The organism is Geodermatophilus arenarius (genome assembly GCF_042654585.1).
GTDB classification, from domain to species: Bacteria; Actinomycetota; Actinomycetes; order Mycobacteriales; family Geodermatophilaceae; genus Geodermatophilus; species Geodermatophilus arenarius.
In genome coordinates this window covers 1-26,195 of sequence record NZ_JBHSGR010000001.1, presented here as the reverse complement: position 1 = coordinate 26,195, position 26,195 = coordinate 1, and the positions used below count along the sequence as shown (strand labels likewise).

The 26,195-nt window shown below is 73.1% G+C and carries 26 protein-coding genes and 1 pseudogene; 18 read left to right on the top strand and 9 right to left on the bottom strand.

Annotated elements, in window-relative coordinates; translation table 11 throughout:
* Positions 1–56: 56 nt before the first annotated feature.
* The gene (locus ACFO3M_RS00135; protein ID WP_387984770.1) at positions 57–956 is read right to left on the bottom strand and encodes a hypothetical protein; all 900 of its coding nucleotides are present in this window, start codon (positions 954–956) and stop codon (positions 57–59) included.
* 1,000 nt (positions 957–1,956) lie between these two features.
* On the opposite strand from ACFO3M_RS00135, the gene ACFO3M_RS00130 reads away from it, so the two are divergent.
* The 7 genes from ACFO3M_RS00130 to ACFO3M_RS00100 all read left to right on the top strand — a co-directional run bounded on the left by ACFO3M_RS00130 (position 1,957) and on the right by ACFO3M_RS00100 (position 9,630).
* Positions 1,957–2,553, top strand: a complete 597-nt coding sequence (locus tag ACFO3M_RS00130) for a TIR domain-containing protein (protein ID WP_387984768.1) — start codon at positions 1,957–1,959, stop codon at positions 2,551–2,553.
* Positions 2,554–2,584: 31 nt separating this feature from the next.
* The gene (locus tag ACFO3M_RS00125; RefSeq protein ID WP_387984765.1) at positions 2,585–4,522 is read left to right on the top strand and encodes a TRAFs-binding domain-containing protein; all 1,938 of its coding nucleotides are present in this window, start codon (positions 2,585–2,587) and stop codon (positions 4,520–4,522) included.
* Between the two features lie 313 nt (positions 4,523–4,835).
* Complete coding sequence (locus ACFO3M_RS00120; protein WP_387984763.1) at positions 4,836–5,813, top strand: TIR domain-containing protein; 978 nt, start codon at positions 4,836–4,838, stop codon at positions 5,811–5,813.
* Between the two features lie 1,356 nt (positions 5,814–7,169).
* A complete protein-coding gene (locus ACFO3M_RS00115; protein ID WP_387984762.1) occupies positions 7,170–7,733 on the top strand; it encodes a dihydrofolate reductase family protein in 564 nt (187 codons plus the stop codon).
* 227 nt (positions 7,734–7,960) lie between these two features.
* Entirely contained in the window at positions 7,961–8,341 is a 381-nt protein-coding gene (locus ACFO3M_RS00110) for a YciI family protein (RefSeq protein WP_387984761.1), read from the top strand.
* Positions 8,342–8,449: 108 nt separating this feature from the next.
* Entirely contained in the window at positions 8,450–9,049 is a 600-nt protein-coding gene (locus ACFO3M_RS00105) for a dihydrofolate reductase family protein (RefSeq protein ID WP_387984758.1), read from the top strand.
* The gene (locus tag ACFO3M_RS00100; RefSeq protein WP_387984756.1) at positions 9,046–9,630 is read left to right on the top strand and encodes a dihydrofolate reductase family protein; all 585 of its coding nucleotides are present in this window, start codon (positions 9,046–9,048) and stop codon (positions 9,628–9,630) included. The genes ACFO3M_RS00105 and ACFO3M_RS00100 overlap by 4 nt, the downstream gene beginning before the upstream one ends.
* On the opposite strand, the gene ACFO3M_RS00095 is transcribed toward ACFO3M_RS00100, so the two are convergent.
* Positions 9,627–10,154 carry a dihydrofolate reductase family protein gene (locus ACFO3M_RS00095; protein ID WP_387984753.1) on the bottom strand — a complete coding sequence of 176 codons (528 nt, stop codon included), beginning with the start codon at positions 10,152–10,154 and terminating at the stop codon, positions 9,627–9,629. The genes ACFO3M_RS00100 and ACFO3M_RS00095 overlap by 4 nt on opposite strands.
* Positions 10,155–10,215: 61 nt before the next feature.
* The gene (locus ACFO3M_RS00090; protein WP_387984751.1) at positions 10,216–10,602 is read right to left on the bottom strand and encodes a YybH family protein; all 387 of its coding nucleotides are present in this window, start codon (positions 10,600–10,602) and stop codon (positions 10,216–10,218) included.
* Positions 10,603–10,699: 97 nt separating this feature from the next.
* Between ACFO3M_RS00090 and ACFO3M_RS00085 the strand changes: the two genes are divergently transcribed.
* Positions 10,700–11,542, top strand: a complete 843-nt coding sequence (locus ACFO3M_RS00085) for an alpha/beta fold hydrolase (protein ID WP_387984748.1) — start codon at positions 10,700–10,702, stop codon at positions 11,540–11,542.
* A 14-nt stretch (positions 11,543–11,556) separates the two neighbouring features.
* On the opposite strand, the gene ACFO3M_RS00080 is transcribed toward ACFO3M_RS00085, so the two are convergent.
* Together ACFO3M_RS00080 and ACFO3M_RS00075 are read right to left on the bottom strand one after the other, a co-directional pair.
* On the bottom strand, positions 11,557–12,513 hold the full coding sequence (locus ACFO3M_RS00080) for an SMP-30/gluconolactonase/LRE family protein (RefSeq protein WP_387984746.1): 957 nt from the start codon (positions 12,511–12,513) through the stop codon (positions 11,557–11,559).
* 576 nt (positions 12,514–13,089) lie between these two features.
* Complete coding sequence (locus tag ACFO3M_RS00075; RefSeq protein ID WP_387984743.1) at positions 13,090–13,416, bottom strand: hypothetical protein; 327 nt, start codon at positions 13,414–13,416, stop codon at positions 13,090–13,092.
* A gap of 85 nt (positions 13,417–13,501) precedes the next feature.
* Between ACFO3M_RS00075 and ACFO3M_RS00070 the strand changes: the two genes are divergently transcribed.
* Entirely contained in the window at positions 13,502–14,128 is a 627-nt protein-coding gene (locus ACFO3M_RS00070; RefSeq protein ID WP_387984741.1) for a hypothetical protein, read from the top strand.
* 15 nt (positions 14,129–14,143) lie between these two features.
* On the opposite strand, the gene ACFO3M_RS00065 is transcribed toward ACFO3M_RS00070, so the two are convergent.
* Positions 14,144–15,592: an amino acid permease gene (locus ACFO3M_RS00065; protein WP_387984739.1), complete on the bottom strand. Its 1,449-nt coding sequence runs from the start codon at positions 15,590–15,592 to the stop codon at positions 14,144–14,146.
* A gap of 198 nt (positions 15,593–15,790) precedes the next feature.
* Here ACFO3M_RS00065 and ACFO3M_RS00060 point away from each other — a divergent pair, with 198 nt between their 5' ends.
* The gene (locus ACFO3M_RS00060) at positions 15,791–17,020 is read left to right on the top strand and encodes a DUF2235 domain-containing protein (protein ID WP_387984736.1); all 1,230 of its coding nucleotides are present in this window, start codon (positions 15,791–15,793) and stop codon (positions 17,018–17,020) included.
* Here ACFO3M_RS00060 and ACFO3M_RS00055 read toward each other — a convergent pair.
* Positions 16,949–17,770: pseudogene (locus ACFO3M_RS00055) on the bottom strand (AraC-like ligand-binding domain-containing protein); the annotation flags it as partial. The gene ACFO3M_RS00060 and the pseudogene ACFO3M_RS00055 sit on opposite strands and share 72 nt — an antisense overlap.
* 247 nt (positions 17,771–18,017) lie before the next feature.
* Here ACFO3M_RS00055 and ACFO3M_RS00050 point away from each other — a divergent pair.
* The 3 genes from ACFO3M_RS00050 to ACFO3M_RS00040 are packed head-to-tail and all read left to right on the top strand — an operon-like array spanning position 18,018 to position 20,050.
* Positions 18,018–18,869 carry an alpha/beta hydrolase gene (locus tag ACFO3M_RS00050; RefSeq protein WP_387984734.1) on the top strand — a complete coding sequence of 284 codons (852 nt, stop codon included), beginning with the start codon at positions 18,018–18,020 and terminating at the stop codon, positions 18,867–18,869.
* A 1-nt stretch (position 18,870) separates the two neighbouring features.
* Positions 18,871–19,647, top strand: coding sequence for an MBL fold metallo-hydrolase (locus ACFO3M_RS00045; RefSeq protein WP_387984731.1), 777 nt, complete (start codon positions 18,871–18,873; stop codon positions 19,645–19,647).
* Between the two features lie 46 nt (positions 19,648–19,693).
* Positions 19,694–20,050, top strand: a complete 357-nt coding sequence (locus ACFO3M_RS00040; protein WP_387984728.1) for a hypothetical protein — start codon at positions 19,694–19,696, stop codon at positions 20,048–20,050.
* Between the two features lie 5 nt (positions 20,051–20,055).
* On the opposite strand, the gene ACFO3M_RS00035 is transcribed toward ACFO3M_RS00040, so the two are convergent.
* Positions 20,056–20,580, bottom strand: coding sequence for a putative immunity protein (locus ACFO3M_RS00035; protein WP_387984727.1), 525 nt, complete (start codon positions 20,578–20,580; stop codon positions 20,056–20,058).
* A gap of 56 nt (positions 20,581–20,636) precedes the next feature.
* Here ACFO3M_RS00035 and ACFO3M_RS00030 point away from each other — a divergent pair, with 56 nt between their 5' ends.
* Together ACFO3M_RS00030 and ppk2 are read left to right on the top strand one after the other, a co-directional pair.
* Complete coding sequence (locus tag ACFO3M_RS00030) at positions 20,637–22,094, top strand: protein adenylyltransferase SelO (RefSeq protein WP_387984725.1); 1,458 nt, start codon at positions 20,637–20,639, stop codon at positions 22,092–22,094.
* A gap of 71 nt (positions 22,095–22,165) precedes the next feature.
* On the top strand, positions 22,166–23,002 hold the full coding sequence (ppk2, locus tag ACFO3M_RS00025) for a polyphosphate kinase 2 (RefSeq protein ID WP_387984722.1): 837 nt from the start codon (positions 22,166–22,168) through the stop codon (positions 23,000–23,002).
* 320 nt (positions 23,003–23,322) lie between these two features.
* Here the strand turns inward: ppk2 and ACFO3M_RS00020 are convergent, their stop codons facing one another.
* Positions 23,323–23,757 carry an SRPBCC family protein gene (locus tag ACFO3M_RS00020; protein ID WP_387984721.1) on the bottom strand — a complete coding sequence of 145 codons (435 nt, stop codon included), beginning with the start codon at positions 23,755–23,757 and terminating at the stop codon, positions 23,323–23,325.
* Positions 23,758–23,955: 198 nt separating this feature from the next.
* Between ACFO3M_RS00020 and ACFO3M_RS00015 the strand changes: the two genes are divergently transcribed.
* The 3 genes from ACFO3M_RS00015 to ACFO3M_RS00005 all read left to right on the top strand — a co-directional run bounded on the left by ACFO3M_RS00015 (position 23,956) and on the right by ACFO3M_RS00005 (position 26,003).
* A complete protein-coding gene (locus ACFO3M_RS00015) occupies positions 23,956–24,456 on the top strand; it encodes a hypothetical protein (RefSeq protein WP_387984719.1) in 501 nt (166 codons plus the stop codon).
* 8 nt (positions 24,457–24,464) lie between these two features.
* Positions 24,465–25,097 (top strand): SIMPL domain-containing protein, encoded by a 633-nt coding sequence (locus tag ACFO3M_RS00010; RefSeq protein ID WP_387984716.1) that lies wholly within the window; start codon positions 24,465–24,467, stop codon positions 25,095–25,097.
* 153 nt (positions 25,098–25,250) lie between these two features.
* The gene (locus tag ACFO3M_RS00005; protein WP_387984714.1) at positions 25,251–26,003 is read left to right on the top strand and encodes a hypothetical protein; all 753 of its coding nucleotides are present in this window, start codon (positions 25,251–25,253) and stop codon (positions 26,001–26,003) included.
* Positions 26,004–26,195: the final 192 nt, after the last annotated feature.

The following is a 26,195-nucleotide window of genomic DNA, read 5'->3' as shown; positions in this document are numbered from 1 at the left end:
CATGAGGTCCGTGTCCGACGACAAGCAGCCCGCGACCCGCCTTCGCGGTCGGGTTGCTACGCCGGCGGGAGCAGATCGGTCTGAGCGCGCAAGCGGTCCAGAATCCGATACCACAATTCCTTCAAGCCGAGGTTTGTGTTGTCGTAGAGGATGGTCGCCTCGTCCCGCGTATCGAAGGGAAGAACCGTTCCTCTCTCCGCGATGAAGATCGTCCTTTTCGACCACGCGTGCGCTAATCCCGCTTCATAAAACACGTTCGGGTTGGTACCCGTAAAATCGCAGACGACAGCGTCGGCGTTGTAGATGAGGGTGGCGACCTTGTCGATGATTCGCCGAGCACTGAGATCTGTGTCGGCCCGTTCGCAGTCGATACCGATTCGAGCCAACTCTCGGTCGATTTTTGCGTATACAGGCTCGAGCCGGACCAGCGTGTACGGCATCATGACGCACACGAGTTTCTCGTGACGTTTTGGCTCAATCTTGAAGAGTTCGGGAAAGTCATGGCCTGGCACTGCGACCACTCGAGACGCGATGACATCGGGGCCAAGGGCATCGAAGACGTCGTCCTCCATGACGACAATCTTCGTCCTGTGCCACCCCCACTCGCCAAAGTGAAAAAAGTCGTCCATCTCATGTAACCGTTGCACAGGAATGGCTGCGAGGCCCTCGTAGGGCTTAAACGTGTAACGCACCTCGCGCTCAGCCACACGCAACCGATCAAACCGGCCGACGTACGCGAATGCCTCGTTCGTATCGTCGCGCATGTGCTCTGGACTCCACAGCACCGGACAGGCCACAAGGTACCGCTCGAGATCCTCCTCATCGAGGGCGTTGAGCCGCGCACGCAGCCGGCTGTCCGTCCCCTCGAGGAGCCGGTCACGTCCGATCGTGCCGTGGAAGCCGTTCGCGGGAATCTGTTCCCCCACGCCCGCTGCATCGACCACGATGGTGAACACGCAGGCCTCCGCTCACTTCGCGAGTCACCGTAACCCGCACTTCTGGAACGCTAGCCCAGCAAGCAGCGTGTCGGGCCTGCGGATGGTCATCGACGCGGCGAATGGCGGTCGGTGGCTGGCGACCGTCGAGTTTCCGTCCGTCGAGACTCTGCGTGCTCAGGTGGTGAGGGCTCGCGCGAAGGTGTCGAGATGCTTGTAGTCGACAGCACGGCCTCAATGCTCGGCTTGCCCCCCACGTGCAGCCGGGCCCACGGCTCGCGACCGGTGCGGGCGCCATCCACGAGCAGGTCGTACATGCCCCGGGTGTCTCCCTCGATCAGCGCAGGTAGTCGCAGCCGCTGGACTTCGTCGGCGCCGTACCCGTTGTGGCGGAGGAGGCCATTACTGGGACATCTGGGCGGGGTCGGTTTCCCCGCAGTCGCTGCGGTGACCGGCGTCCGTTCGGTGCATCCGTTGGGCGCGGTGTTGGCTGTCTTGCTGGTCACCCTTGGGACCGTGAGCGCCGACCTCCAGGACCTGTCACAACGCATTCCGCCGCCGAAATGCAAGACGTGTGTGGCACTTGATCTTGGTCTATCTCCAGTAGCGATGGGGGCAGGATGGCCGCGTGGAGCAGAGCACCAGGATTGACGTCGAGGCCTTGGTCGAACGGGACTGTGAGGTGCTGCGCGAGGTCGAGCGGTGGCCGGAGTGGGCGCCGACCGTGACCTCGGTGCGGCGTTCGGACGACGGGCCGCTCACGGTCGGTGCGCCAGGGGTAGTGCCTCGACCGGCTCGTCCCGCTGGCCGGCTTGCTGGGCATGTGCCCGCTACACGCCAACACTCCCCGCGAGGCCGTGGTCGAGCTGTGCTCCCGGCCGCTCCTCGTCGGCGAGAACATGGGCATCGCGTTCGTCGTGCCGTCTGCGCCAGAGGTCAGAGCATCGTCGTACACGTCGATCCAGCCGAAAGTGTCGGTGTCGCCCGGTAGCGTGTGACTCACGTTACGAGATGGGGGAACATGCCGACTGCTGGAGAACTTCGACTCTCACGGGTCGTAGAGGCTTACGCGGCCAAGGCCAACGACACACGCCACAAGTGTTTCCTGAGCTACCACTCGGTGGACGCGGACGCCGTCGCCGACTTCGTGACGTCCTTCGGTGACGTGTTCATCCCGAAGGTGATCGGCCTCAGCGAGAGTGATCCCTTGATCACCAGCAACAACACGGACTACATCATGGACAGGATCCGGGAGAAGTACCTCACCGACTCGACGGTGACCATCGTGCTGCTCGGCAAGTGCACCTGGTCGCGTCGGTTCGTGGACTGGGAGGTCTACTCGTCGCTCCGGCGGGGGAAGGTCAACCGGCTCAACGGGCTCATGGCGGTGAACCTGCCGTCGATCGCGGTCTCCGACACCTCCAAGCTGCCTCCGCGGGTGGACGACAACCTGCCCCGTACGAACGGGCCGGACACGTACGCCCGCTGGTACCGCTACCCCACGTCCTCGAACCAGCTGAGTGGCTGGGTGCAGGATGCGTTCTCCGCCCGGACTACCAGGAACAACCTGATCAACAACACGCGGGCGCGCAAGATCAACAGCTCGCCCTGCTCGTGAGCAAGCCGCACGCCGGAAGCGGGGGCCCGGCGTGATCATCGTGTACGCCGGGCGGCGGCCCAGCGGAGAGGACGGCGACTTCCCGGCCTCTCGGGAGCCGTATCTCGCTGAACGGGTGGAGCGACTCCTAGCGGGCTTGCAGCCCACTCGCCTCGTCGGGTCAGCCGCAGCTGGCAGCGACGTGATCATTCTGGAAGCGGCGGCCCGCCTCGGCATTCCCGCGACCGTCGTCGTGGCAGGAGACGTGGAGTCCTTCGCTGCGGAGAGTGTGGACGATAAGCCCGGCTGGCGGTCGAGGTTCGACGCAGTCCTGACTTCGCCAGGCGTGTCCGTTGAGCCGCTCGCGCTCTCCGAGTCGGGCGGAGACGCATACAGGGCCGTTACTCGGCGCTTCATCGAGCGGGCCGAGGAGCTTCGACAGGAGGCCGCAGCGGTAGGAGAGGACCCGGCGCTGCTGGGTCTTCTCCTGAGTGGCGGCAGTCGCGGAGACGACGACTATACCGAGGATCTGGGCCTCCAGCTGGAAGCGGCCGGGCACCTGGTCTTGCGCCTCGACCCGAAGCTGGGGCGAGATTCGTCGCCTATCGCTTTCGTCGCCATGCCGTTCGGGGAACGCAAGGATCCGACGCGAGGCCTAAGGCGGTACAACTCCGATGCCACGTGGAACCGGCTGCTCCTGCCGGCGCTGCTGGACGGCGGATACCGCGCGGTGCGAACGGATGCCGAGGCGAGCCGCCAGCTGATCGACAGCCGCATGGTGCTTGACCTTATTGGTGCTGACCTGGTGGTGGCTGACATGGCCACCCTGAATCCGAACGTCTTCTGGGAGCTGGGCGTTCGGCACACGGCTCGACGACAGGGAACTCTCGTCATCGCGCCCGCCCGCCTGTCACCCCCGTTCGATGTTCGCGCTGTGCCCGTGCATCCCTACGGCCGGGATCCAGGGGGCGTTACGGACCGCCAGGCGGTTGAAGGGCTGCGAGGACTACGGGACGCCATCCGGTCCGCTAGTGCGCCGCAGCGGCATCCGCACGTGCCTGACAGCCCCGTGCATGCCGCCGTCCCGGAACTCCAGCTTTCCGGCGTGCCCGTGGGGGCGAGCCACGGAACGGACTGGATGGAACGGATCACCGTGGCCGCTGAGCTGCGGGACGGTGAGAAGCTGCTGACCTTGGTGGCTCAGCTGGGTTACGAGGACCTGACTCCTTCATCGCGGCGGGCACTGCGTGTCCAAGCCGGACTCGCGCTGGTTCGACTTCGCCGTCATGCGGACGCTATCGACGTGCTCCGTCCCGCTGTGGACGAGGATCCGAGCTACGACGAGGAGCAGCTGCAGCAGCAGTTTGCGCACGCTCTTGTACGTGCCCGAGGCAGGGAGGACGACCGCGAGGCGCGACTGCTTCTGGCAGAGCACCGGCTGCGCGTCCTCGATGAGCGGCACCCCGACTCAGGCGAGACGCTCGGGCTGCTTGGAAGCGCAGCAAAGGAGCGAGCGCGCCTGCGGCACCTGGACGGGCACGACGCAGCGGGGGAGTTGAGGCTGGCCGCCGAGTCGTACCGGCGTGGATTCATCGCTGACCCGCTCGACCACTATCCGGGGGTCAACGCTGTTACTCTCCTTCGCCTTCTTGGGTCGCGGGGAGAAGGCACGCAGCGAGAGGAAGATTTCGCTGAGGCACGTGGGCTGCTGCCGGTCGTGCGCTTCGCGGTGTCGAGGCTCGGAGCGCCTGCCGAAGACGTGTGGGCACAGGCAACCTTGGGTGAACTGGCCCTGCAGGCGTACTTCCTTATGGGGGATGGGTGCGAGGAAGAACTCGAAGCGGCTCAGCGCCACTATCTGTTGGCGGCAGCTCGGGCGACACCGCAGCAGCTGGGCAGCATGGCCGCTCAGTTGGAGATGATGCTGATCTGGGGTGACCCTACGGAGGTTGTGGAACCTCTGCTGGATCTTCTCCGCGCCCGGATGTAGCTGGTCCGGGAGGACTTCCATACCCAATCAAGGGTCGCGACGCTTGCTTAGCGGATCTCGGTCTGCCGGACGAATATTCCCCTCAATGTCACGGGCCTGGTGAGGAATCCACGGACATCATCGAGGTGATTCGCCCTGAGCGGCCCACTCAGGGCGACGCCATCAAACGGCGCTCGTCTGGCACACTCCGCGTCTAGCGTCTGAAGTAGTGAGCGTTGCCCGACATTGCTGTCCGCCGGAAACTGCGCCCACCCTTACGCGGGCGATGTCTTTGGAGGTGGTCAGCCGAGGGCTCCACGACGAGAACGCTACCGTGACCACCGACGCCGCGGCGACACTGCCGTCCAAGACTGAAGTGCCTGGGGGGACCATGACAGCAGGCGGTCTCGAGATCGACCTCTTTCTGTCGCATGCGAGCGAAGATAAGTCGACGCTGGTGCGCCCCCTAGCTCAGTACCTTGCAGATCAGGGTGTGAATGTCTGGTACGACGAGTTTAGTCTTACTGTCGGCGATAGCCTTTCGCGGTCCATAGATGCCGGCCTAGCTAAGGCAAAGTATGGGCTTGTAGTGCTCAGCAAGAAATTCTTCGAGAAGGCGTGGCCGGAGTACGAACTCCGCGGCCTTGTCAGTCGGGAGATCGCCGCACGCGGCAAGGTCATCCTTCCGGTTTGGTTCGGCGTGTCGCATGATGAGGTGCTAAACTTTTCTCCGCCATTAGCGGACAAGAAGGCCGTCGTAGCTGACGGAAAGTCTCTCGAGGAAGTGGCATTCGAGATTCTCCAGGCAATTCGGCCGGATATTGCTGGCCGGCTGGACCTGTTCAACAAGCTGCGTGCTCCAGGGGGACAGTCGGAGTTGATGCCTCTCGATTCCTTGAAGATGGCACCCATGCGACCGCTGAGCATAGACGGTCACTCCATAGTGCGGGTCCACATCGTGACACAGGTACTCGAGGGTGCAGGTGGCGACCTTGTTGGCTCTGCCCGGGAATTCCTCGAGAACCTCAGCCGAGACCTGTATCCCGAAGTGGAGCTGCGCACTTGGGAGGTGCTCACGGCTGCCTACCTCGGAACGACCAGACGTTTTGATCTGGACGGCGATAAGCGGAAGAAGTTGCTCGAGTTTCTATTGGCATTGTCACTGAAGGCTAGTAAGGTCGCTGGTTCATTGGCTGAGGAGATTGGCGTCGAAGTGGCAAGTCATGCCTTGGGTGTTTATAAGCATGTGGCTGGCCTGAGCGAAAAGGGGATGGTCGTCCTCCCCTTTGAAGAGTCCGTTCCTAACGCCTAACGTCGGCGCATGTGCGGCCAGCCTGCCCCGCGCCCGGGTCGGCGGTGGCTGTGCCCGTCGTGGGCGTCTCTGAAGCCGCCGTTCTCAAAGTTCGACGGCACCCCGGTCGAGCTTCGGGAACGCATCTCCGCTCAGGCCCAGCCGCTGCGCGACAGCACCGCAGGAGTCGCACGCGGGCCTCCCGTACCCGTCGGCGCATCCGCGAGCTGCTGGCGTAGCGCGTCACATTCGGGCGGACGATCAACAGGGCCGCGCCTCCTCAGGCGCTAGGACGCCGCCGAGCACTCGGCCGCTCTGCACGCGCCGCGATCGTTGTCGGCCATGCGTAGATCACTGCGTGACCAATCGGGCGTCATGCGGCCCGCCCGTCGGAAGGATCGAATGAGCCTCTCACCAGGGCATGTCGTGCCGCTCCGGCATGACGAGTTCCTGACCCACGCAGCGGCTAACAGGGGTCATGAAGGGGTTTAAACGGGCTCTCCGGAGGGTCCTCCAAGACTCCCCTGAAGGCCTGACAGGCCGGTTAACCTGCAGAAACGCGTGGAGCAGATGGCCGGGATCGCACCGGCATAGCCAGCCTGGAAGGTTGAGGCGCGGGCGTCGTGCGGCCGCTCACTGGTGACGGGCCTCGATCTCGTCGGTGTCTCGAGCAGCCGTCGGCGTCTCCCTCGGTGGGCGATCTGGCGTCCTGGACCTGCTGGTCCTCCTAGAGGTTGCGCGACTACCGACCAAGGATCGCCAAGGTCACTGGACCGGTCGGGTCGTTCCTCAATCGTTCCTCAGCAGGCTTAATCGCGGGCCATCCTGACCAGCAGCTGCCAACGGCGAACTCGCAGCTCAACGGGCACATCCGGCGTCAGCCAACCGTGATCAATATCCCCGGATCCGTCCCCGGCGTACAGGCCGACTCGTCCGTCGCCCGCCGTGACCTCCGGTTCTGCGGTCAGGGCGCGGCGCCGGTCCGCGCGGGGTCCGCCGCTCGGCCGGGAACGGGGTCGGCGGCGGCCCTCGGCCGGTCGCCGGAGCCGGGCCAGAGGTGGCTGACGTCGGTCGGTCACGGCGATCGTCGGCCGAGGTCGGCTCGCCCTCTTCCCGGCTGCGGGTGCTGACCACGATCGGCTCCGGGATGATCCGGCTCGCGTCACGCGGCCCCTGCGACCCGGCGGCGTGGACGTCGAGCGGCCGGACGACGAGGCGGCGACCCGTCCCACGGGGCGCTGTGCCGGTCGTCGTCCCTCCTCGTACGCGGCATCCGCTCGGCGCGGTGGTCGACCGGCCCTCGGTGTGGTCCGACCGGTCAGTTCTCCGTGCCGTGTCGGTCCGTACGCCGAACACCGACCCACGGGAGGCCACGCGATGCGGAGACTGACCTTCGCCATGAACCTGAGCCTGGACGGCTACGTCGCCGCGCCCGGCGACGACCTCGGCTGGAGCGTGCCGAGCGACGAGCTGTTCCAGTGGTGGTCCGACCGGGTGGAGGCCACGGGCCTGGCGCTGTACGGGCGCAGACTGTGGGAGACGATGAGCTCCCACTGGCCGACCGCCGACCGGCAGCCCGGCGCCACACCGGCGCAGATCGAGTACGCCCGCCGTTGGCGGGACATGCCGAAGGTGGTGTTCTCCTCGACGGCCAGCGCGGTCGACGGGAACGCCCGCCTGGTCACCGGCGACGCCGTCACCGAGATCACCCGGCTCAAGGCCGGGGACGGCGGTCCCATGGACGTCGGTGGCGCCACCCTCGCCGCGGCGGCCATGCGGGCCGGGCTGATCGACGAGTACGCGCTCGTCACCCACCCGGTCCTGGTGGGCGGCGGCACGCCGTTCTTCACGGCCCTGGACGACCGGGTGGACCTGGACCTGGTGGAGACCCGGACGTTCCGCGGCGGCGTGCTCCTGACCAGGTACGAGACCAGGCGCTGAACAGCCGGCCCCGGATCGGCAGGCCGACTCGTCCGTCGTCCCCCTCCGCCGATCCGCGCACGACCGGGCCGACGGCGTCCGGTCGTCCGGGCCCGGTCGCGGGTGGCTGCCGGTGTGTCGCCGCCAGGCGACCCCACCGACGGGACCCGACCGATGAGTCGATGCGGCGACCGGGGTCCCTCTCGTGGAGCGGCCGGACGGGCCGCGGCGACCACCCGGGAGGACCCGTGACGCAGTACCTGCTGTCCATGCCGCACGACTCGGCCGAGGAACCGACGATGGCCACGATGGACCCCGCCGAGCTGGAGGCCGCCCTGGCGGCGGCCGGCGCCTTCCTGGAGGAGCTGGCGGCGTCCGGCGCGCTGGTCTTCGCCGGTGGGCTGCACCCGCCGTCGACCGCGGTCACCGTCGACCACACCGGGGACGACCTCGCCCTCACCGACGGGCCGTACACGCAGGCGCCGGAGTACCTCGGCGGCTTCTGGGTCGTCGAGGCGCCGGACCGGGCGGCGGCCGTCTCCTGGGCGGCGAAGGCGTCCCGGGCGCTCGGCGCGCGGATCGAGGTCCGCGCCTTCCAGGAGGTACCGGCACAGCGCCCGGCGGTGTGAGGTCGCGCCGCCGTGTCCCCCGGGGCGGCTCCCGGGAGGCGGGACCGATGACTTCGTCCCCGTCCGCCGGTCCGAGCTCCCGGACCGGGCCGGAGACCAGGAGGACGGATGCGGAAGATCGTCGTGCACATGATGCTGTCGCTGGACGGCTACTTCGAGGGTCCGGACCACGACCTGGGCTGGCACCGCGTCGACGAGGAGCTGCACGGGCACTTCAACGAGGAGCTCGCGACCAAGAGCGCCTTCCTCGAGGGCCGGGTCACCTACGAGCTCATGGAGGCGTACTGGCCGACCGCCGACCAGGACCCGGACGCCCCGCCGACGATGCGCGAGTTCGCCGGTATCTGGCGGGCGGTGCCGAAGATCGTGTTCTCCCGCACGCTGCGGGAGGTCGGCCCCAACGCCTCGCTGCGGGCAGAGGTGGACCCCGACGAGATCCGCGCACTGAAGCAGCAGCCCGGCGGCGACATGACGCTCGGCGGGGTCGACCTGGCCGAGACCTTCCGCCGGCTGGACCTGGTCGACGAGTACCGGCTCTACGTCAACCCCGTCGTCGTCGGCCGCGGTCGACGGCTGTTCGAGACCGCCGACGAGCCGACCGACCTGGAGCTGGTGGAGAACCGGCGGTTCGGCAACGGTGTCGTCCTGCTGCGCTACGCCGTCCGGCGCCCGGCAGCCGGCCGGCCGCACCCGGGGAGGGCATCGTGACCGCCACCTACACCTTCGACGTCTTCTCCACCCTCGACGGCTTCGGCTCCTACGGCGAGGACGGCGACTGGGGCGGCTACTGGGGCAAGGAGGGCCCGGAGTTCCTCGACCACCGCCTCGCGCAGTACCGCGCGGAGCAGCGGCTGGTCCTCGGGGCCACCACCTTCCGGGAGTTCGTGCGGTTCCTGGACCCGGCCCAGGTCACCGACCCGCTGAACACCCGGATGCGGACCATGCCGACGACGGTCGTGTCGACGACGCTGCAGGGTCCCCTCGACTGGCCCGACGCGACCCTCGAGCACGGGGACGCCGTCGACGTCGTCGCCCGGCTCAAGGAGGAGTCCGACGTGCCGCTGCGCTCGCACGGCAGCCTGTCGGTGAACCGGGCGCTGATGGCCGCCGGCCTGGTCGACCGCGTCCAGGTGACGGTCTTCCCGGTGATCACCGGCCGGACCGGGACGGCGCCGGTCTTCGCGGGCGCGGCCGACTTCGACCTCGAGCTGCTCGGGAGCCGGACGTTCGACGGCCGCATCCAGGAGCTCGTCTACCGGCCCACCCTGCACGGCGGGGACACCGGTTAGGGCCGCACCACCCGGTAGTTGAGCAGCACGATCCCCGAGGGGAAGGGGCGGCACTCGATCAGCCGGAGCCTGGTGCTCGCCGTCATCGTGCCGAAGAAGGGCACGCCGTCCCCGAGGACGACGGGGACGACGGAGACGCCCAGCTCGTCGACGAGCCCGAGCTGCAGGAGCTGGGTGACCAGCCGCCCGCCGCCGAAGACGCAGATGTCCCTGCCGGGGTCGATCCGGGACCGCACGGTGTCGATCAGCCGGGTCAGGTCGCCGGCGTACGCGTGCGTGTTCCGGCCGGTCGGCAGGTCGGCGTCGTGGGTGACCACCCAGGTCGGCACGCCACCGACACCGGCGGTGCCCATCTCCCGGTACGTGTTCGCGCCGACGACGTAGGCCCCGGTGCGGGCCTCGGTCTCCGCGAAGCCGTAGTCCTCACCCGGGGCCATGGCGTCGTTGAGCCACGCGAGGTCCCCGGACCTCGACTGGATGAAGCCGTCCAGGCTGGCCGCCATCCCGGCGAAGACCGTCGCCATGCCGGACGAGCGTAGGGCGCGACCGCCCGCGGTCCCAGGCGCGGATCCGCCGCGCGGCCCCTCAGCCGGCCGTGTCGGCCTCCGCGGTGTAGGACCTGCCGGGCCAGTACGCCCACTCCTCGAAGTCCTCGACCCGGCCGTCGTCGGCGAAGCGCAGCACCCACAGGTCCCGGTACTCCTGCGGCGCCGGGGCGCCGTACCGCACCTCCAGCCGCACCACCGCGTCGCGCCCCTCGACGGCGACCGGCTCCGCGGCCACCGTGAACGTCCGGCCCTCGTCCTCCCGCCAGAACGCCCGGATCGCCGCGTGGCCGACCTCCGACGGCTCGTAGGGGGAGCGCCGGTACCGCGCGTCGTCGGTGAACAGCCGGGCGACCGCGGCCACGTCCCCCTCCCGCCACGCGCGCTCGTACCCGGCCACCCACTGCATCACGCCGGCGCGGTCCACCCGGCCACGCTGTCACGTCCGCCGGGCCCGCGGGGGTTCCCGCCGCCGTGCCGGTCGCGCGACGATCGCCTGGCCCCGGACCGCCGAGGAGGGCCCCGTGACCGACACCGCCACCGCGACGAGGACCGGGTACGCGCCGGTCGGCAGGCTGCGCATGTACTACGAGGTCCACGGGCCCACGGGGGAGCCGGCGGGCGGCCCGGTCCTCCTCCTGCACGGCGCGTACATGTCGGCCGGTGACCTCGGACCGCTGGTGGGCGCCCTGGCCACCACCCGGGAGGTCGTCGTCCCGGACCTGCAGGCCCACGGCCGGACGGCGGACGTGGACCGGCCGATCACCTACGAGGGCCTGGCCGACGACGCCGCGGGCCTCCTCGCGCACCTCGGCATCGAGCGGGCCGACGTCCTGGGCTACAGCATGGGCGGCGCCGCGGCGCTGCAGGTGGCCGTCCGTCACCCGGAGGTGGTCCGCACGCTGGTGGTCGTCTCGGCGTCGCACTCGAGCAGGGGGACGCAGCCGGAACTGCTCGAGATGATCCCGACCATCACCCCGGAGGTGTTCGCCGGGTCGCCGCTGGAGGCGGCCTACCGGGCCACCGCCCCGGACCCCGGCCACTTCCCGGTCCTCGTCCAGAAGCTGAAGACGCTCGACGAGACCCCCTTCGACTGGCCGGCCGAGGACATCCGGGGGATCACCGCGCCGACCCTGGTCGTCGCCGGGGACGCCGATGCCGTCCTGGCCGAGTCCGCGGTCGAGCTCTTCCGCCTCCTCGGCGGCGGCGCGATGGGCGACCTGGCCGGTCTCTCGCGGGCGCGCCTGGCGATCCTGCCGGGGACCACCCACTTCATGCCGCCGGGCAGCGGCGTGCTCGACCGCCTGGACTGGCTGCTGCCGATGGTGCTCGCCCGGTTCGACGACCCTCCCGCTGGGACGCCCTGACCCTCCCGGAGGGGTCAGTCGTGGACGAGCACCACCTCGTACTGCGACGCGGTCGGCGGGATGCCGGTGTCGAACTTGGCGTTGACGACGGCGAGCCGTCCCTCGTGCCGGATGGCGGTCGCCGGGGTCTGGAAGAGGTCGCTGGTGACGACCTCCACGACGGACCCGGACGCCAGGTCCGGGCTCAGCCGGACCTCGCTCACCCGGTTCGTGTTCTGCACCGCCCACAGCGAGTCGCGGTGCAGCTCGATGCCGTCCACGGACGGCACGCTCACCCCGGCGACGACCGCGCTGTCGCCCGTGGCGGGGTCCACCGTGTACAGCTCGCCGTTGGTCGAGTGCGCGACGACCAGCGTGCCGCCGTGGCGCGCGGCGTCGATGCCGTTGAGGTTGATCTCGCCGGCGGTGTCGGCCGCCGGCCCGTGCAGCGGGAGCGTGCGGAACGGCCCCGGCCGCCCGGAGGCGTCGATCGGCACGTGGTACAGCACGGCACGCCGGCTGTCGGTGAACCACGCGCCCGCCGGGGTGACGACGACGTCGTTGACCAGCGTGGTGAAGGCCGCCGGGGGCGCCGGCGACGGCGGCGCGAACTGGTACTCCGCGACCGTCTCCCCGGAGTGCAGGTCGTACACGTACGCCTGGCCGGTGCCGCCGCCGGCGACGTAGAGCAGGCCGTGCCGCAGGTCGGCGTCCATGCCGACCGCCCACCGGCCCTCCGGTGCGTCGATGAACAGCTCGGCGGTGCCCGCCTCGAGGTCGCCGCGGAAGACGTCGCCGGCGAACAGGTCGCCCGCGTAGAACGTGTCCCCTGCACCCGCCGCGATGCCCTCGGCCGAGGTGGCGCCCGGCAGGACGATCACCTCCGGCCAGGACGCCGCCGCGGGCGGGACGGTGGTGACGGTCAGGGCGACCACGCCGGTCACCAGCACCGCCGCTCGCAGGGAGCCGGTCGTCCTCCGCGTCGTCGGCACGGCAGCCTCCGGTGGGCGTCGTCGGTCGCACGGTCGTCCCCCGCCCGGTCCACGGTGCCCCGCCCGCGGCGGGCGGGACAGGGCCCAACGCCTCCGTACGGAGGCCGCGGTCAGGCGACGGTGGGTACGGCAGACGAGGGACCCGTCCGTCCTGGTCCCGGCGTCTCACGGCTCGCCGTGTGACGGGCCCGGCGCCTGGCCCTGGGCAGTCCCTCCACGACCAGTTCGTACGAGTTGCGCACCAGCCCGTCGACGAGGTCCCGCGTCACCGCGTCACCGGCACGGATGGTCAGCCGGTGCCGCTCGTCCACGGGGTGGCCGGGGACGAGCTCCTCGTACCGCTGCTGCAGCGCCCGGCTGGGCTCGGGCTCGCACGTCAGCGTCACGAGTGGTTCGCCGGGAGCCGAGCGGCGGACTCCATCGCGACCTCGAGCAGCCGCACGCCGTCCATGCCGTCCGGCTCCTCCTCGACCGCCGGGTCGGACCCGGGCGGGCGTCGTCGTCCCGGGACGGCCGTCGAGGACAGCCCTGCCCGAGCGTCGCACGGACCCGTGTCCTCGGCCTCGTCCGCCGTGCTCAGGCGACGGTGAGCAGCACGGCGCCGGCGGCGAACAGCGGCAGGGACACGAACAGGAAGACGCCCACGCCGGTCAGGACCCCACCGGGGGAGCCGTGGTCGTCGAGGTCGGGCCGCCGGCCGTGCTCGTACTCGTGGGCCCGCGTGAACACCGCGCCGCTGGTCAGCCCGATGAGGCCGGCCAGCACGAGCAGGACCAGCGCGAACCGCGACAGGAAGCTGCCGTCCCCGAGCAGGCTCCACAGCCCCGCGACGGCCAGAGCCACGACCGCCGCGAGCAGCACCGCGGCCAGCGCCTGGCGCAGGCCCCGGAGGACGACGCCCACGGGGTGACGGTAGCCCCGCCGGGCGTGACCGGGGTCCTCCCGCGACGCGGGCGTCCACCCGGGGCACGCGGGGTAGCCGGGCGGCGTGGACCTGCTCGCCCTGCCCCGCACCGTCACCGCGTCCGCGCTCGCCCTCGGGACGGCGGTGCGCGGCGCGCGCGTGTTCCACCCCCGGGGACGGGCGTCCGCCGGGACCGTGGTGACCGACGGCGGCGGCACCTGGGGTGCCCGGGTCCTCGACGAGGCGGGCACGTACGACGTCGTCGTCCGCGTCTCCCGCGGGGTCGGGCTGCCGGAGCCGCTGCCCGACGTCGTCGGCCTGGCGGTCCGCCTCCCGCTGCTCGGCCGGGGCGGGGCACCGCTGGACGTCCTGGTCAACACCTCCGGGGGCCTGCCCGGCCTGCGCCACCTGTTCCTGCCGGAGCCCCTCGGCCGGACGTGCTCCTCGGTCCTGCCGTACCGGACCGGCAGCGGCCGGCTGGTGGTGCTCGGGGCGCGCGACACGGGCGCCGGCTGGGACCTGCTGGCGGCACCGCTCGCCGGCGGCTGGAGGCGGTGGGGACGGCTGACCCTCGGCGCCGCCCTGCCGGACGCGGAGTCCGAGGCGCTGCGCTTCCGGCCGACGCTCGGGGCCGACGACCTCCAGCCGGTCGCGCTGTTCCGCGCCGTCCGCGACCTCTCCTACCGCGGGAGCCAGGCCCTCCGCCCCTGACGGCCGCGGCGCCGCTCAGCCGTCGACCGGCCGGCGGTGGCTCGGGCTGTCCGGGTTCAGGAGCGAGTGCTTGCGCCCGTAGGCGAAGTAGATGACCAGCCCGATGAGCAGCCAGACCCCGAAGCGGGCCCACGTCTCCCACGGCAGCTGCCAGATGAGGAACAGCGACGCGAGCACCCCGAAGGCCGGGACGACGGGCATGAGCGGCAACCGGAACGGCCGCGGGGTGTCCGGCCGGGTGTAGCGGAACAGGATGACCGCGACGCAGACCACGATGAACGCCGACAGGATGCCGATGTTCGTCAGGTCGGCGACGGCGCGGATCGGGAAGACGCCGGCGAGCACGGCCGACCCGACGCCGGCGATCCAGGTCACCCGCTGCGGCGTGCCGGTCCGGTCCACCTTCGCGAACCACGGGGGCAGCAGCCCGTCGCGGCTCATGGAGAACCAGACGCGGGTGACGCCGAGCAGGAAGGTCAGCATCACGGTCAGGATCGACAGCACGGCGAAGACGGAGATGACGCCGGCGACCACCGGCAGGCCCACGCTCTCGAAGGCCGAGGCGAAGCCGGCGGTCGGGTCGATGTCCCGGTAGTCCTGCATCCCGGTGAGCACCAGCGTCGCGGCGACGTAGAGCAGCATCGCGACGACCAGCGACAGGATGATCGCCTTCGGCATGTGCTCCTTGCCGTCGCGGGCCTCCTCGGCGGCGGTGCTCATGGCGTCGTAGCCGAAGACCGCGAAGAAGACGGTGGCCGCGCCGGTGAGCACCGGGCCGAAGCCGGACGGCAGGAAGGGGTCGTAGTTCCCCGCCTGGACGTAGAAGACGCCCAGCCCGATGATGCCGAGGATCAGCAGGATCTTGATCCCCACGGCGATCAACTCGAACCGGCCGAAGGTCTTCGTGCCGCGGCTGAGGATGAACGTGACGAGCAGGCAGATCACGACGGCGGGGACGTTGACGACGCCGCCCTCCTCGGCGGACGCGGTGAGCGACGTCGGCAGGGTGAGCCCGAGGTTGTCGAGCAGCTCGCCGAGGTAGCCGGAGATGCCGATGGCCACGACGGCGACGATGGCGATGTACTCCAGGAGCAGGTCCCAGCCGATGAACCAGCCGATGAGCTCGCCGAGGGCCACGTAGCCGTAGGTGTAGGCGGAGCCGGCCCGCGGGATCATGCCGGCGAACTCGGCGTAGGACAGCGCCGCCGCCGCCGACGCCAGGCCCGCGATCAGGAAGGCGATGAGCACGGCCGGCCCGACGGGCTCGTTGTCCGCGTCGCCGGCGGCCACGAGCCCCGCGAGGGAGAAGATCCCGACGCCGATGATGCCGCCGACCCCGATCGCGGTCAGCTGCCACAGCCCCAGGCTCTTGGCGAGCGCGCCGCCGGCGTTCCGTTCCTCGACGTCGTCCATCTGCTCGACCGGCAGGCGCCGCCAGACGGAGCGCTGGTCCCGAGTGCTCATGGGCGTCCCCTCGTCGCGGGCCCCGTGTGCGGCGAGCCTGCCCGCGTCCCGGCGGGTCGGCAAAGCGAGGGCGCGGCGCGGCGGCGCGGCGGGGCGTCGGCACGGCGGGGCGGCGGCGCGGCGGCACGGCGGCACGGCGGGGCCTTGTCGGCCGGGCGGCGGGGGAGCACCGTGGCGGGGAGCGACGCGGGAGGCACGATGCCGAAGCGACTGGTCGTGTGCTGCGACGGCACCTGGAACACCCCCGACCAGGTGGCCGAGGGCCGGCCGTGCCCGACGAACGTCACCAAGCTCGCCCTGGAGGTCGCCCCGGCCGGCGCCGACGGGCTGCGGCAGTGCGTCTTCTACCTGCGCGGGGTCGGCACCGCACGCGGTGAGCGGTACCGCGGCGGCGCGTTCGGCGTCGGCCTGTCCCGCGCCGTCAAGGACGCCTACCGGACGATCGTCGACAACTACGAGCCCGGTGACGAGCTGTGGTTCTTCGGGTTCAGCCGCGGCGCGTTCACCGCCCGCAGCACCGCCGGCTTCGTCCGCACCGCCGGCGTGCTGGAGCGCCGCCACGCCGGCCGGCTCGACGAGGCCTACGAGCTCTACCGGTGCCGGGAGGCCCATCCCCGCGGCACCGAGGCCGAGCTGTTCCGGCGGTCCTACTCCTACGAGCCCGACGTCCACTTCATCGGCGTCTGGGACACCGTGGGCGCGCTCGGGCTGCCGGTGCGCGGCCTGGGCTTCGTCAACCGGCGGTGGGCGTTCCACGACACGACGCTGAGCTCGAAGGTGCGCAACGCCTTCCAGGCGCTGGCCGTGGACGAGACCCGTCGCGCCTTCCGGCCCACGCTGTGGGAGCCGCACCGCGGCGACGCCCGCCCGGAGGGCCAGCGGCTGGAGCAGGTCTGGTTCTCCGGCGTGCACTGCGGCGTCGGCGGCGGCTACCGCGACACCTCGCTGTCCGACGTCGCGCTGCTGTGGATGGTCGACCGGGCCCGCGAGTGCGGCCTGGCGTTCCACCGCGACGCCTTCGCGCCGCCCCCGCCCGGCGGGGCCCCGGACGACAACCGCCCGCGCCCGGTGCCCGACCCGCTCGGCGAGCTGCGGGACTCCCGCACCGGCCTCTACCGGCTGCTGCCGCGGTACCACCGGCCGATCGGCGTCGGCCACCCGCGCACCGAGAGCCTGGCCTCGACCACCGTCCGCCGGTACCTGCAGGACGAGCGCTACCGCCCGCCCGGCGTCGCGTCGTTCCTCGCCCGTGGCGGCCCGCGCACCGAGGTCGACGCCGGCCGGCGGTCAGCCGGCGGCGGACGCCCGCTGCCACTCCCGCGGACTCGTCCCGAAGGCCTCGCGGAACCGGCGGGCGAAGTGGCTGGGGTCGGCGAAGCCGCAGGCGCGGGCGGTCGCGGCGATCGACCGCTGCCGACCGGCGGGTGAGGCCAGCCGGGCCCGCGCGGCCTCCAGCCGCCGCGCGATGACCTCCTGCTCGAGGCTGGCGCCCGCCGCGGCGAAGGCCTTGTAGAGCTGCCGGACCGAGACGCCGTGCGCCCGGGCCACGGCGGCCGGGGTGAGGCCGGGGTCGGTGAGGTGCCGGGCGACGTACGCCCGCACCCGGGTCACCAGCGTGTCCTCCCGCACCGGCGGCCCGAGCCGGTCGTCGCCGGCCGCGGACACGACCAGCGCGCGGACCAGCTCGACCGTGGCCGCCCCGAGCGCGGCCGCCCCCGGGTCGGCCGACAGCGCCGCGGCGTCGTCGGCGATCCGCTGCAGGTGCGCGCGCACCAGCCCGTGCAGCGCGCTGGCCCGCAGCCGCGGCGCCGCCCGGCGGACGACGTCGACCGGCAGGCCGAGCCGGTCGAGGGGGACCAGCAGCGCGCGGGACCCGCCGCCGGTCGCGCAGGCGAACCCGTAGGGCGCGCTCATGTCCACCAGCATCAGGTCCCCGTCCTCGACCAGCTGCTCGTGGCCCAGCTGGTCGAACTCGCCGCGGCCGCGGTGCTGGAAGGCCAGCGCGACCAGCGGGGCGTCGTCCCGGGCGACGTGCCGCCGGGTGCGGACCATGCGGAAGCGGGTCGCGTCGGTGGCCAGCAGCACCGCCGTCCCGTACGGGAACGCCTGCACCCGCGCCTGCACCGCCGCGGGGTCCTCGCGGTGCTCCACGCGGCAGGCCGCCGACGCCTCCTGCATCGCGGCGTGGAAGGCCTCGGCGCGGTCGGCGCGGGGGAGCGGGGTGGTGTCGAAGAGCAGCATCGCGCCGTCCCTGGGCCTCGGGCAGCAGACGTTCCCGTGGACGCCGAGCCTGGCAGAGCCGGGCTCCTCCCGGAACCCGCACGGATGCAGGCAGGGACCGCAGCCGTGCACGCAAAGACCGTTTGCCCGCCGGGTCCGCTGCCAGGCTCGCGCCGACCGGGCACCACCTCCGAGGGGAGCGACCGTGACCACGCCACCGGCACCCGGCACCACCGCACCGGACACCATCGTCCTGATCCACGGCTTCTGGGTGACCCCGCGCAGCTGGGAGGACTGGAAGGCGCACTACGAGCAGCGCGGCTTCCGCGTGCTCACCCCGACCTACCCCGGCTTCGAGGGCGAGGTCGAGGCGCTCAACGCCGACCCGACGCCGATCGCCGAGGTCACGCTGCCCGCGATCGTCGAGCACCTGTCCGCGCTCGTCCGCGGGCTGGACCGGCCGCCGGTCCTGATCGGCCACTCCGCCGGCGGCACGCTCGTGCAGCTGCTGCTCGACCGCGGTCTCGGCGCGGTCGGCGTGGTGCTCAACTCCGCGCCGACCGAGGGCGTGCGGGTGGTGCCGCTGTCGCAGCTGCGCTCCACCTGGACGGTGCTCAGGAACCCGGCCAACCGGCACCGCGCCGTCGGGCTGACCGAGGAGCAGTGGCACTACGCCTTCACCAACACGTTCCCCGAGGACGAGTCGCGGGCGCTGTACCGGCGGTACCACGTCCCGGCGTCGGGCCGGATCCTGTGGAACTCCGTGCTGGCCAACCTCATGCCCGGCCCGCAGGACGCGCACGTCGACTACGGCAACGAGGCCCGGCCGCCGCTGCTGTTCGTCTCCGGCGGCGAGGACCACATCATGCCGCCGGCCGTCCAGCGGTCGAACGCGGCGCACTACCGCGGCGACACCGTGACCGAGGTGCGCGAGTACCCCGGCTACCCCCACCTGCTGCCCGCCTCGCCGGGCTGGGAGGCGATCGCCGACGAGGTCCTCGACTGGGCGCTGGCGCACGCGACGGGACCGCGTCCGCAGGTCGCCGGCGCGCAGTGACGTGCGGCTGACGCACGTCGGCGGCCCGACGCTGCTGGTCGAGGTCGCCGGGCGCCGGCTGCTCACCGACCCCACCTTCGACCCGCCGGGACGCGCCTACGCCTTCGGCTGGGGCACCGGGTCGACCAAGACGGCGGGACCGGCGCTGGCACCGGCCGACGTGCTGCCGGTCGACGCCGTCCTGCTCAGCCACGACCACCACGCCGACAACCTCGACGACGCCGGCCGCGCCCTGCTCGCCGAGGTGCCGGTGGTGGTCACCACCGCGTCCGGCGCCCGCCGGCTGGGGGACGGCGCCCGCGGGCTGCGGGACTGGCAGACGACGGTCCTCGAGGCGCCGGGGCTCCCGCCGCTGGAGGTCACCGCCACGCCGGCGCGGCACGGGCCGCCGCTGAGCCGCCGGCTGGTCGGCGACGTCGTCGGGTTCGCCGTGCGGGAGGCCGGCGCGGACGGCGGGGTGCTGTGGATCTCCGGGGACACCGTGGCCTTCCCCGGGCTGCGGCGGGTCGCCGAGCGGCTGCGGGTCGACGTCGCGGTGCTGCACCTGGGCGGCGTGCGCTTCCCCGTCACCGGGCCGGTCCGGTACTCGATGACCGGCCGGGAGGCCGCCGCCGTGTGCCGGGCGACCGGGGCGCGGGTCGTCGTCCCCGTGCACCACGAGGGGTGGAGCCACTTCCGGCAGGGGCGGGAGGCGGCCGAGCGCGACCTGGCCGCCGCGCCGGAGGACGTCCGCCGGCGGTTCCGGTGGCTCGACCGGGGGGTGCCCACCGACGTCTGACCCGTTCCTGCTGGCCGGCGGGGGCTCCGGTGGCGATCATGGCGGGATGACGGTCACCGCGATGCCGGCACGGGCCCGCTGGGTGTGGGACGCACGCGACCGGACCCGCGCGGTCCGCGTCTCCGCCCACCCGGCGCAGGGCCTGGTCAACCTGAGCATCTGGCGCGACGACGCGTGCGTCGGCACCGTCAAGCTCCGGCCCGACGAGGTGGCCGGCCTGGTGTCCGGGCTGACCGAGGGCCTCGCCGAGCTCGCGGTGACGCCGCCGGCCGCCCCGGCCACGGTCACCGACCTGGAGACGCGGCTGGCCGCCGTCGAGTCGCGGCTCGAGGCCCCGCGCCCGCCCGCCGGCCGGCTGGCGCGGACCGTGCTGCGGCGCGTGCAGGACCGCCTGCTGCGCTGACCGGCTCACGCCCGCAGCGCGGCGTCCAGCGCGGCCACGAGCCGGCTCGTCCGGTTCCCGCCCGTAGGAGCGGCCGGGTAGCGCCGGAGCACCGCGACCAGGCCGGGCGTCGCCCGCTGCCGCGCCCGCTCGATCCACGCGGCTCCCACCGCCTCGTCGCCGCCGACGGCCAGCTCCGCCGCCCGTGCCGCGGACGCCGCCGCCCCCAGGACGTGCCGCACCTGCGTCGCCCGCGCCAGCGGGTGCAGGTACGCCGCGGCCGCCGCGGAGGCGGTCGCGCGCGCCGCCTCCCGCGCGGCCCCGGGCGGAGCCTCGGCCGCGGCCCGGTGCGCCGCCAGGGCGGTCGTCCGCTGCAGCACCGTCCGGGCGGCCCCATCGGCGAAGGCGTCCGCGGCCTCGACCGCCGCCCGCGGTCGCCCGTCGCCGGGGCGCTCGGCCTCGAACAGCGCCAGGACCTCCCGCGCGCACCCGGCCGCGTGGCGGGCCACCACGCGGAGGTCCTGCAGGCTCAGCTCGACCTCCCCGGACACCCGGGCAGGGTCGCAGACGACGACCCGGGTCCGGCGCCGTCCGTACATTCGAGGGGGTGACCGTCACCCCCGGCGTCTCCGTCGTCCTCGGCACCCGCTTCGCCACCGCGCTGCCGGAGATGGCCGTGCCCTGGCAGGCCGTCGAGACGCCCGCCCCTCGGCTGCTCGTGCTCAACGAGCCGCTGGCCGCGGAGCTCGGCCTGGACCCGGAAGAGCTGCGCGGGCCCGCCGGCGTCGGGCTGCTCACCGGCACCGTCGTGCCCGAGGGCGCGCGGCCGGTGGCGCAGGCCTACGCCGGCCACCAGTTCGGCTACTACAACCCGCGGCTGGGGGACGGGCGGGCGCTGCTGCTCGGCGAGCTCCCCGGCGCCGACGGCCGGCCGGTCGACCTGCACCTCAAGGGCTCGGGCGCCACGCCGTTCTCCCGCGGCGGCGACGGGCTGGCCGCCGTCGGGCCGATGCTGCGCGAGTACGTCGTCAGCGAGGCGATGCACGCCCTCGGCATCCCCACCACCCGCTCGCTCGCCGTCGTCGCCACCGGGCGTCCGGTGCGCCGGGAGACCCTGCTGCCCGGCGCCGTCCTCGCCCGGGTGGCCGCCAGCCACCTGCGGGTCGGCAGCGCGCAGTACGCCCGCGCCACCGGCGACGACGACCTGCTGCGCCGGCTCGCCGACGAGGCGATCGACCGGCACCACCCGGCCTCGGCGGACGCCGGCAACCGGTACCTCGCGCTCTACGAGGCGGTCGTCGCCGCGCAGGCGGACCTGGTGGCGCGCTGGATGCTCGTCGGCTTCGTGCACGGCGTGATGAACACCGACAACGTGACGCTGTCCGGCGAGACCATCGACTACGGGCCGTGCGCCTTCATGGAGGGCTACGACCCCGACACGTGGTTCAGCTCGGTCGACGAGGGCGGGCGCTATCGCTACGGCAACCAGCCGCTCGCCGCCGAGTGGGACCTCGCCCGGCTGGCCGAGGCGCTGCTGCCGCTGTTCGCCGACGAGCAGGAGCAGGCGGTCGCGCTCGCCGTCGAGGCGCTCGGCCGGTTCCGCCCGCGCTACGAGGCGGCGCTGCTGGCCGGTTGGCGGGCCAAGCTCGGCCTGCCCGCCGGGCTCGACGACGAGGTCGCCCGGGTCCTGGTCGACGACTGGCTCGCGCTGCTGCAGGCGAACCGGGTCGACCTGACCTCCTCGGCGCGGGCGCTGTCGGCGGCCGCGCGCGGTGACGCCGAGCCGGTCCGTGAGCTGGTCCTCGACCTCGCCGGGATCGACGCCTGGCTGGAGCGCTGGCGCGCGCTGGCTCCGGACGCGGACGCCATGGACCGGGTCAACCCCGTCTACGTGCCGCGCAACCACCTCGTCGAGGAGGCGCTGGCCGCGGCCACCGCCGGCGACACGGGCCCGGTCGAGCGACTGGTCGAGGTGGTCCGCCGGCCGTTCGACGAGCGGCCCGGGCTGGAGCGCTACGCCGCCCCCGGCCCCGGGGGACCGTTCGTCACGTTCTGCGGCACCTGACCGCGCCGGTCGGGCACCCCGGCGTCCTCCCGTCCCTTGCCCCGCCCGGCGGGGCGGGTGGATGGTGCGGCATGGCGTCCAAGAAGCGGTCCGGCCCCTCCGTCGAGGAGGCACCCAGGTCCACCGGCAAGGTCCCCACCGCGTACTACGAGGAGGAGATGGCCCGCCTCCAGGTGGAGCTGGTCAAGCAGCAGGAGTTCGTCCGCGCGCGGGGGCTGCGCGTCGTCGTCCTGTTCGAGGGCCGCGACGCGGCCGGCAAGGGCGGCGCGATCCAGCGGATCACCGAGTCGGTCAACCCGCGGGCCACCCGGGTGGTGGCGCTGCCGGCACCGACCGAGCGCGAGCGCGGGCAGTGGTACTTCCAGCGCTACGTGGAGCACCTGCCCACCCGCGGCGAGATGGTCCTGTTCGACCGGTCCTGGTACAACCGCGCCGGCGTCGAGCGGGTCATGGGCTTCTGCACCGACGAGGAGTACGAGGAGTTCCTCCGCTCCTGCCCCGAGTTCGAGCGGATGCTCGTCCGCAGCGGGATCACCGTGCTCAAGTACTGGTTCTCCGTCAGCGACACCGAGCAGGAGAAGCGCTTCCAGGCGCGGCTCCACGACCCGACCAAGCGCTGGAAGCTCAGCCCGATGGACCTCGAGGCGCGCAACCGCTGGGTCGAGTTCTCCAAGGCCAAGGACGCGATGTTCGCCGCGACCGACATCCCCGAGGCGCCGTGGTGGGTGGTCGAGGCCGACGTCAAGAAGCGCGCCCGCCTCAACGTGATCTCGCACCTGCTCACCCAGGTGCCCTACGAGGACCTCACCCCCGAGCCGCCGGAGCTGCCGCCGCGGCCGCCGGTCGACGAGGACTACGTGCGCCCGCCGCTGGACAGCCAGCGGTTCGTGCCCGACGTCGTCCCCTGACGGTCAGGGCAGGACCGGTGACCTGCACCCGCACCCGGTGCCCGCCCCGGAACCGGTAGGCGGTGGGGAACAGCGTGACGTCGCCGGCGAGGGTGCCGTCGTCGGCGACGTCGTCGGCCGGGACGGTGCGCGGGTCGAGCCGGGGATCCCGTCGACGACGTCGCGCCCGTCGGGCATCGACACGGGCAGGTCCCGCTCGGCGGTGTACGTGCCGGCGGTGGGGTGCAGCCCGGGCGCGACGTCCGCGGCCCGGGCACCCAGCCTGCCCAGGACGGTCATCGCCGGACGCCACCGACCGCTCCCGTGCCCCGGAGGGCGGATCAGAGGGTCCGCTCCGCGCGCTCCTTGAGCGCCCGGTTCATGGCCTCGAAGGCGGGCAGCGTGCCCCGCCGCAGCGACCGCGCCAGCAGCGGGACGAGCACACCGCGGAAGGTCTCCTCCTGGACCAGCCGGGTGCCCGGCCCCACGGGCTCGAGGCGGAAGACGTGCTCGCCGTCGAACAGGCCCGGGACGCCGAGCCTGCCGAGCCACCGCAGCTCGCGGGCCGGGTCGACCTCGAGCAGGCGCGGGCGGAAGCCCATCGCCCGTCCGCCCACCGGCTGCATCCGCAGCGACAGCCGGGCGCCGGGGACGACGTCGCCCTCGGCCCGGACGATGAACGGGTTCCACTCGGGATAGGCGCCCAGGTCGGTGAGCTCGGCCCACACCCGCTCGGGCGGAGCGTCGATCTCGATCGCGGTGGACAGCTGGGTCATCGCGCTGGGCTCCTCGGGTCGGCGTCGGCCCACCGTGGCCGACGTCGGCCGGCGCCGTCGAGGGCTCCCGCCGCGGGCTCGTCGTGGCCGGGTGGTCGCGGCGTGGTCTCGCCGTGGCCGCGGGACTGCGCGGACCCGCCCCGCCGACCTACGCTCGTCGCGCCGAGGGCCGGAGGCGGCCCGGAGGGGGCGGTGACCATGACGCGGAGCCCTGACTTCCTGCCCGTGCTGAGCCGGGGACGGCACCGCACGCCCGCGCGCGGCGCGTGCTTCCTCGAGTACACGGCCCTGCTGGCCGGTGAGCCGTTCAGCGACGCCCCGGCGTGCGTCGACGCCGAGCTCGCCGCCGTCCTGCGGCACGCCAACGACGTGCTCTCCGACGCCGACCGGCCGCGCCTGGTCCCGCTGCTGGGCCGGGCGATCGGTCTGGCCGTCCCCGCGGCGGCCGCGCGGCTGCGGAGGGAGGCGGCCCGGCGGTTCGCCGCGGCCGTCGGGTCGACGTTGTCGGTGGACGAGCGGCGGTTCGTGCGCACCGCGCACGTGGACCGGCTGTTCTGGTCGCTGATGTTCGAGCCGGTGCCGGTGAGCACGTCCGCGGCCTGGGTCGACCGCCTCGTCGAGCGGCTGGACCTGCTCCACGGCTGCTACGAGTCGGTGGTCGCGGAGCTCACCGCGCGACCCGCGCCCGCGGTGGGCTGACGGCGCGCGTGACGCTGCCGCCGGCCGTCGTCCGGGTGCGCGGGGAGGCCTCCGCCGACCACGCGCCCGACTGCGCGACGCTCGCCGTGCACGTCCGCGAGGTCTCCCCGGACGGCCGGGCCGCGGCGCTGGCGCTGGCGTCGGAGGTCGCCGCCGGCCTGCGCGCGGCGCTCGCCGGGGTCGCCGGGGTGCGGGCCGTGGTCCTGTCGCGCGTGTCGGTGCACGAGCGGTTCGTCTGGGACACCGGCACCGCCGAGCCGGCCGGCTGGGAGGCGACCGTGGCCGGCACCGTGCAGGCCGACGCCGGGGCCGTCCCGGAGCTGGCCGAGGTCGTGGCCGCGGCGGGTGCCGGGATCGGCGGCGTCTCCTGGGACCTCGACGACCCGGCCACCGCGCGCCGCGCCGTCCGCAGGGCCGCCGTCGCCGCCGCCCGCGAGGCCGCCACCGACCTCGCCGACGCGGTCGGCCGCCCGCTCGGGCCGCTTCTGGAGCTGGCCGACCCCGGGCTGTCCTCCGCGGTGCCTGGCGCTCCCGAGACCATGGCGGTCACGGCCCGCGGCGGCGGTCCCGCGCTGGAGCTGGACCCGCAGGACGTCGTCGTCCGCGCCGTCGTCGAGGCGACCTTCGCCCTGGGGGAGTGACCGTGGTCGTGCCATGATCGGCCGGTCGGCGCCGGACCCCGCCCGGGGACACCCGCCGGCCCCGACCCGCGAGACGGTCCGTCCCCGTGGCGCCGGCCCGGCGGTCCCCGCCGGCTCCCCGCTGCGGGTCGTCCCGTCCGCGCGAGGACCGACATGACCACGCAGCTCTCCCGCCCGGCGTCGCCCTGGCCGGGCTCGCGCCACGAGACCGAGCACCGCTGGGACCTCGACGACGTCGTCTCCCTGGCCGACGCCGCCGCCCGGGTCCGCGCACTGGCCGCCGAGCTCCGCGCCGCGCACGTCGCCGGCTGGACGCTGACCGAGCCCATGCGCGACGGCCACCTGCTCGCGAGCCGCCCGTCCCGGCGGCAGCGCGCCCACTCGTCCCCGGCGCCGGCGCCGGCGCCGGTGCCGCCGCCGGCGCCCGGCGTCGCCCCCGCCCTGCGCTGGCGGGTCCGGGTGGTCGACGAGCCGCCCGTCCCCGGCGACGAGGTGCTGTCCCTCGCCGCCGTCCCCGGCAGCCCCGTCGTGGCCCACAGCGGGGCAGGAGCGGTGCAGGTGGGCGGGCCGGACCTGCCGTCCGAGGTGCTCGCCGAGCTCACCCGCCAGGTGCCGGCGGCGGAGTTCGGCTCCCGGAGGTGGGCGGTCGTCGCGGCCCGGGTCGGTCCCGGCCGTGACCTGGTCGCCGAGGGCAGCGCCCTGCGGGTGCACGCCGTGGCCGGCGGTGTCCTCGTCCGGACGGTCGAGTCGCTGACCTTCCGGCACGCGGCCGACCGCGCTGCGACGCTGCCCGATGCGGCGGCCGCCTACGAGCGGCTGGCGAAGGCGGCGGAGGCGATGGCCGCGGCGGGTGGGCGGCTGACCGAGACCGACGACGGCCTGCTGCACGTCCGGTACGGCCGCTGACGTGGGCACGCGACAGGGCAGCCGGGCACCTCGGCAGGCAGTCGGCGGCTGCGGCGCCGCGGTGCGGTGGGGACGGGCGTCGGCTCGGCGTAGGTGCACGAGCCGACGCCCGCCGGCTCGGTCAGAACGGTGGCGGCTCGTCGTCCGGGTCGGCCGGTGACGGTGGGCCGGTGTCGGGCGGTGATCCGGGTC

Coding starts and splice junctions, on each gene's coding strand:
- ACFO3M_RS00015 (WP_387984719.1), top strand. CDS start 23,956: ATGACGCGGAGCCCTGACTTCCTGCCCGTGCTGAGCCGGGGACGGCAC.
- ACFO3M_RS00115 (WP_387984762.1), top strand. CDS start 7,170: ATGCGGAGACTGACCTTCGCCATGAACCTGAGCCTGGACGGCTACGTC.
- ACFO3M_RS00095 (WP_387984753.1), bottom strand. CDS start 10,154: ATGGCGACGGTCTTCGCCGGGATGGCGGCCAGCCTGGACGGCTTCATC.
- ACFO3M_RS00105 (WP_387984758.1), top strand. CDS start 8,450: ATGCGGAAGATCGTCGTGCACATGATGCTGTCGCTGGACGGCTACTTC.
- ACFO3M_RS00065 (WP_387984739.1), bottom strand. CDS start 15,592: ATGAGCACTCGGGACCAGCGCTCCGTCTGGCGGCGCCTGCCGGTCGAG.
- ACFO3M_RS00020 (WP_387984721.1), bottom strand. CDS start 23,757: ATGACCCAGCTGTCCACCGCGATCGAGATCGACGCTCCGCCCGAGCGG.
- ACFO3M_RS00040 (WP_387984728.1), top strand. CDS start 19,694: ATGACGGTCACCGCGATGCCGGCACGGGCCCGCTGGGTGTGGGACGCA.
- ppk2 (WP_387984722.1), top strand. CDS start 22,166: ATGGCGTCCAAGAAGCGGTCCGGCCCCTCCGTCGAGGAGGCACCCAGG.
- ACFO3M_RS00005 (WP_387984714.1), top strand. CDS start 25,251: ATGACCACGCAGCTCTCCCGCCCGGCGTCGCCCTGGCCGGGCTCGCGC.
- ACFO3M_RS00130 (WP_387984768.1), top strand. CDS start 1,957: ATGCCGACTGCTGGAGAACTTCGACTCTCACGGGTCGTAGAGGCTTAC.
- ACFO3M_RS00060 (WP_387984736.1), top strand. CDS start 15,791: ATGCCGAAGCGACTGGTCGTGTGCTGCGACGGCACCTGGAACACCCCC.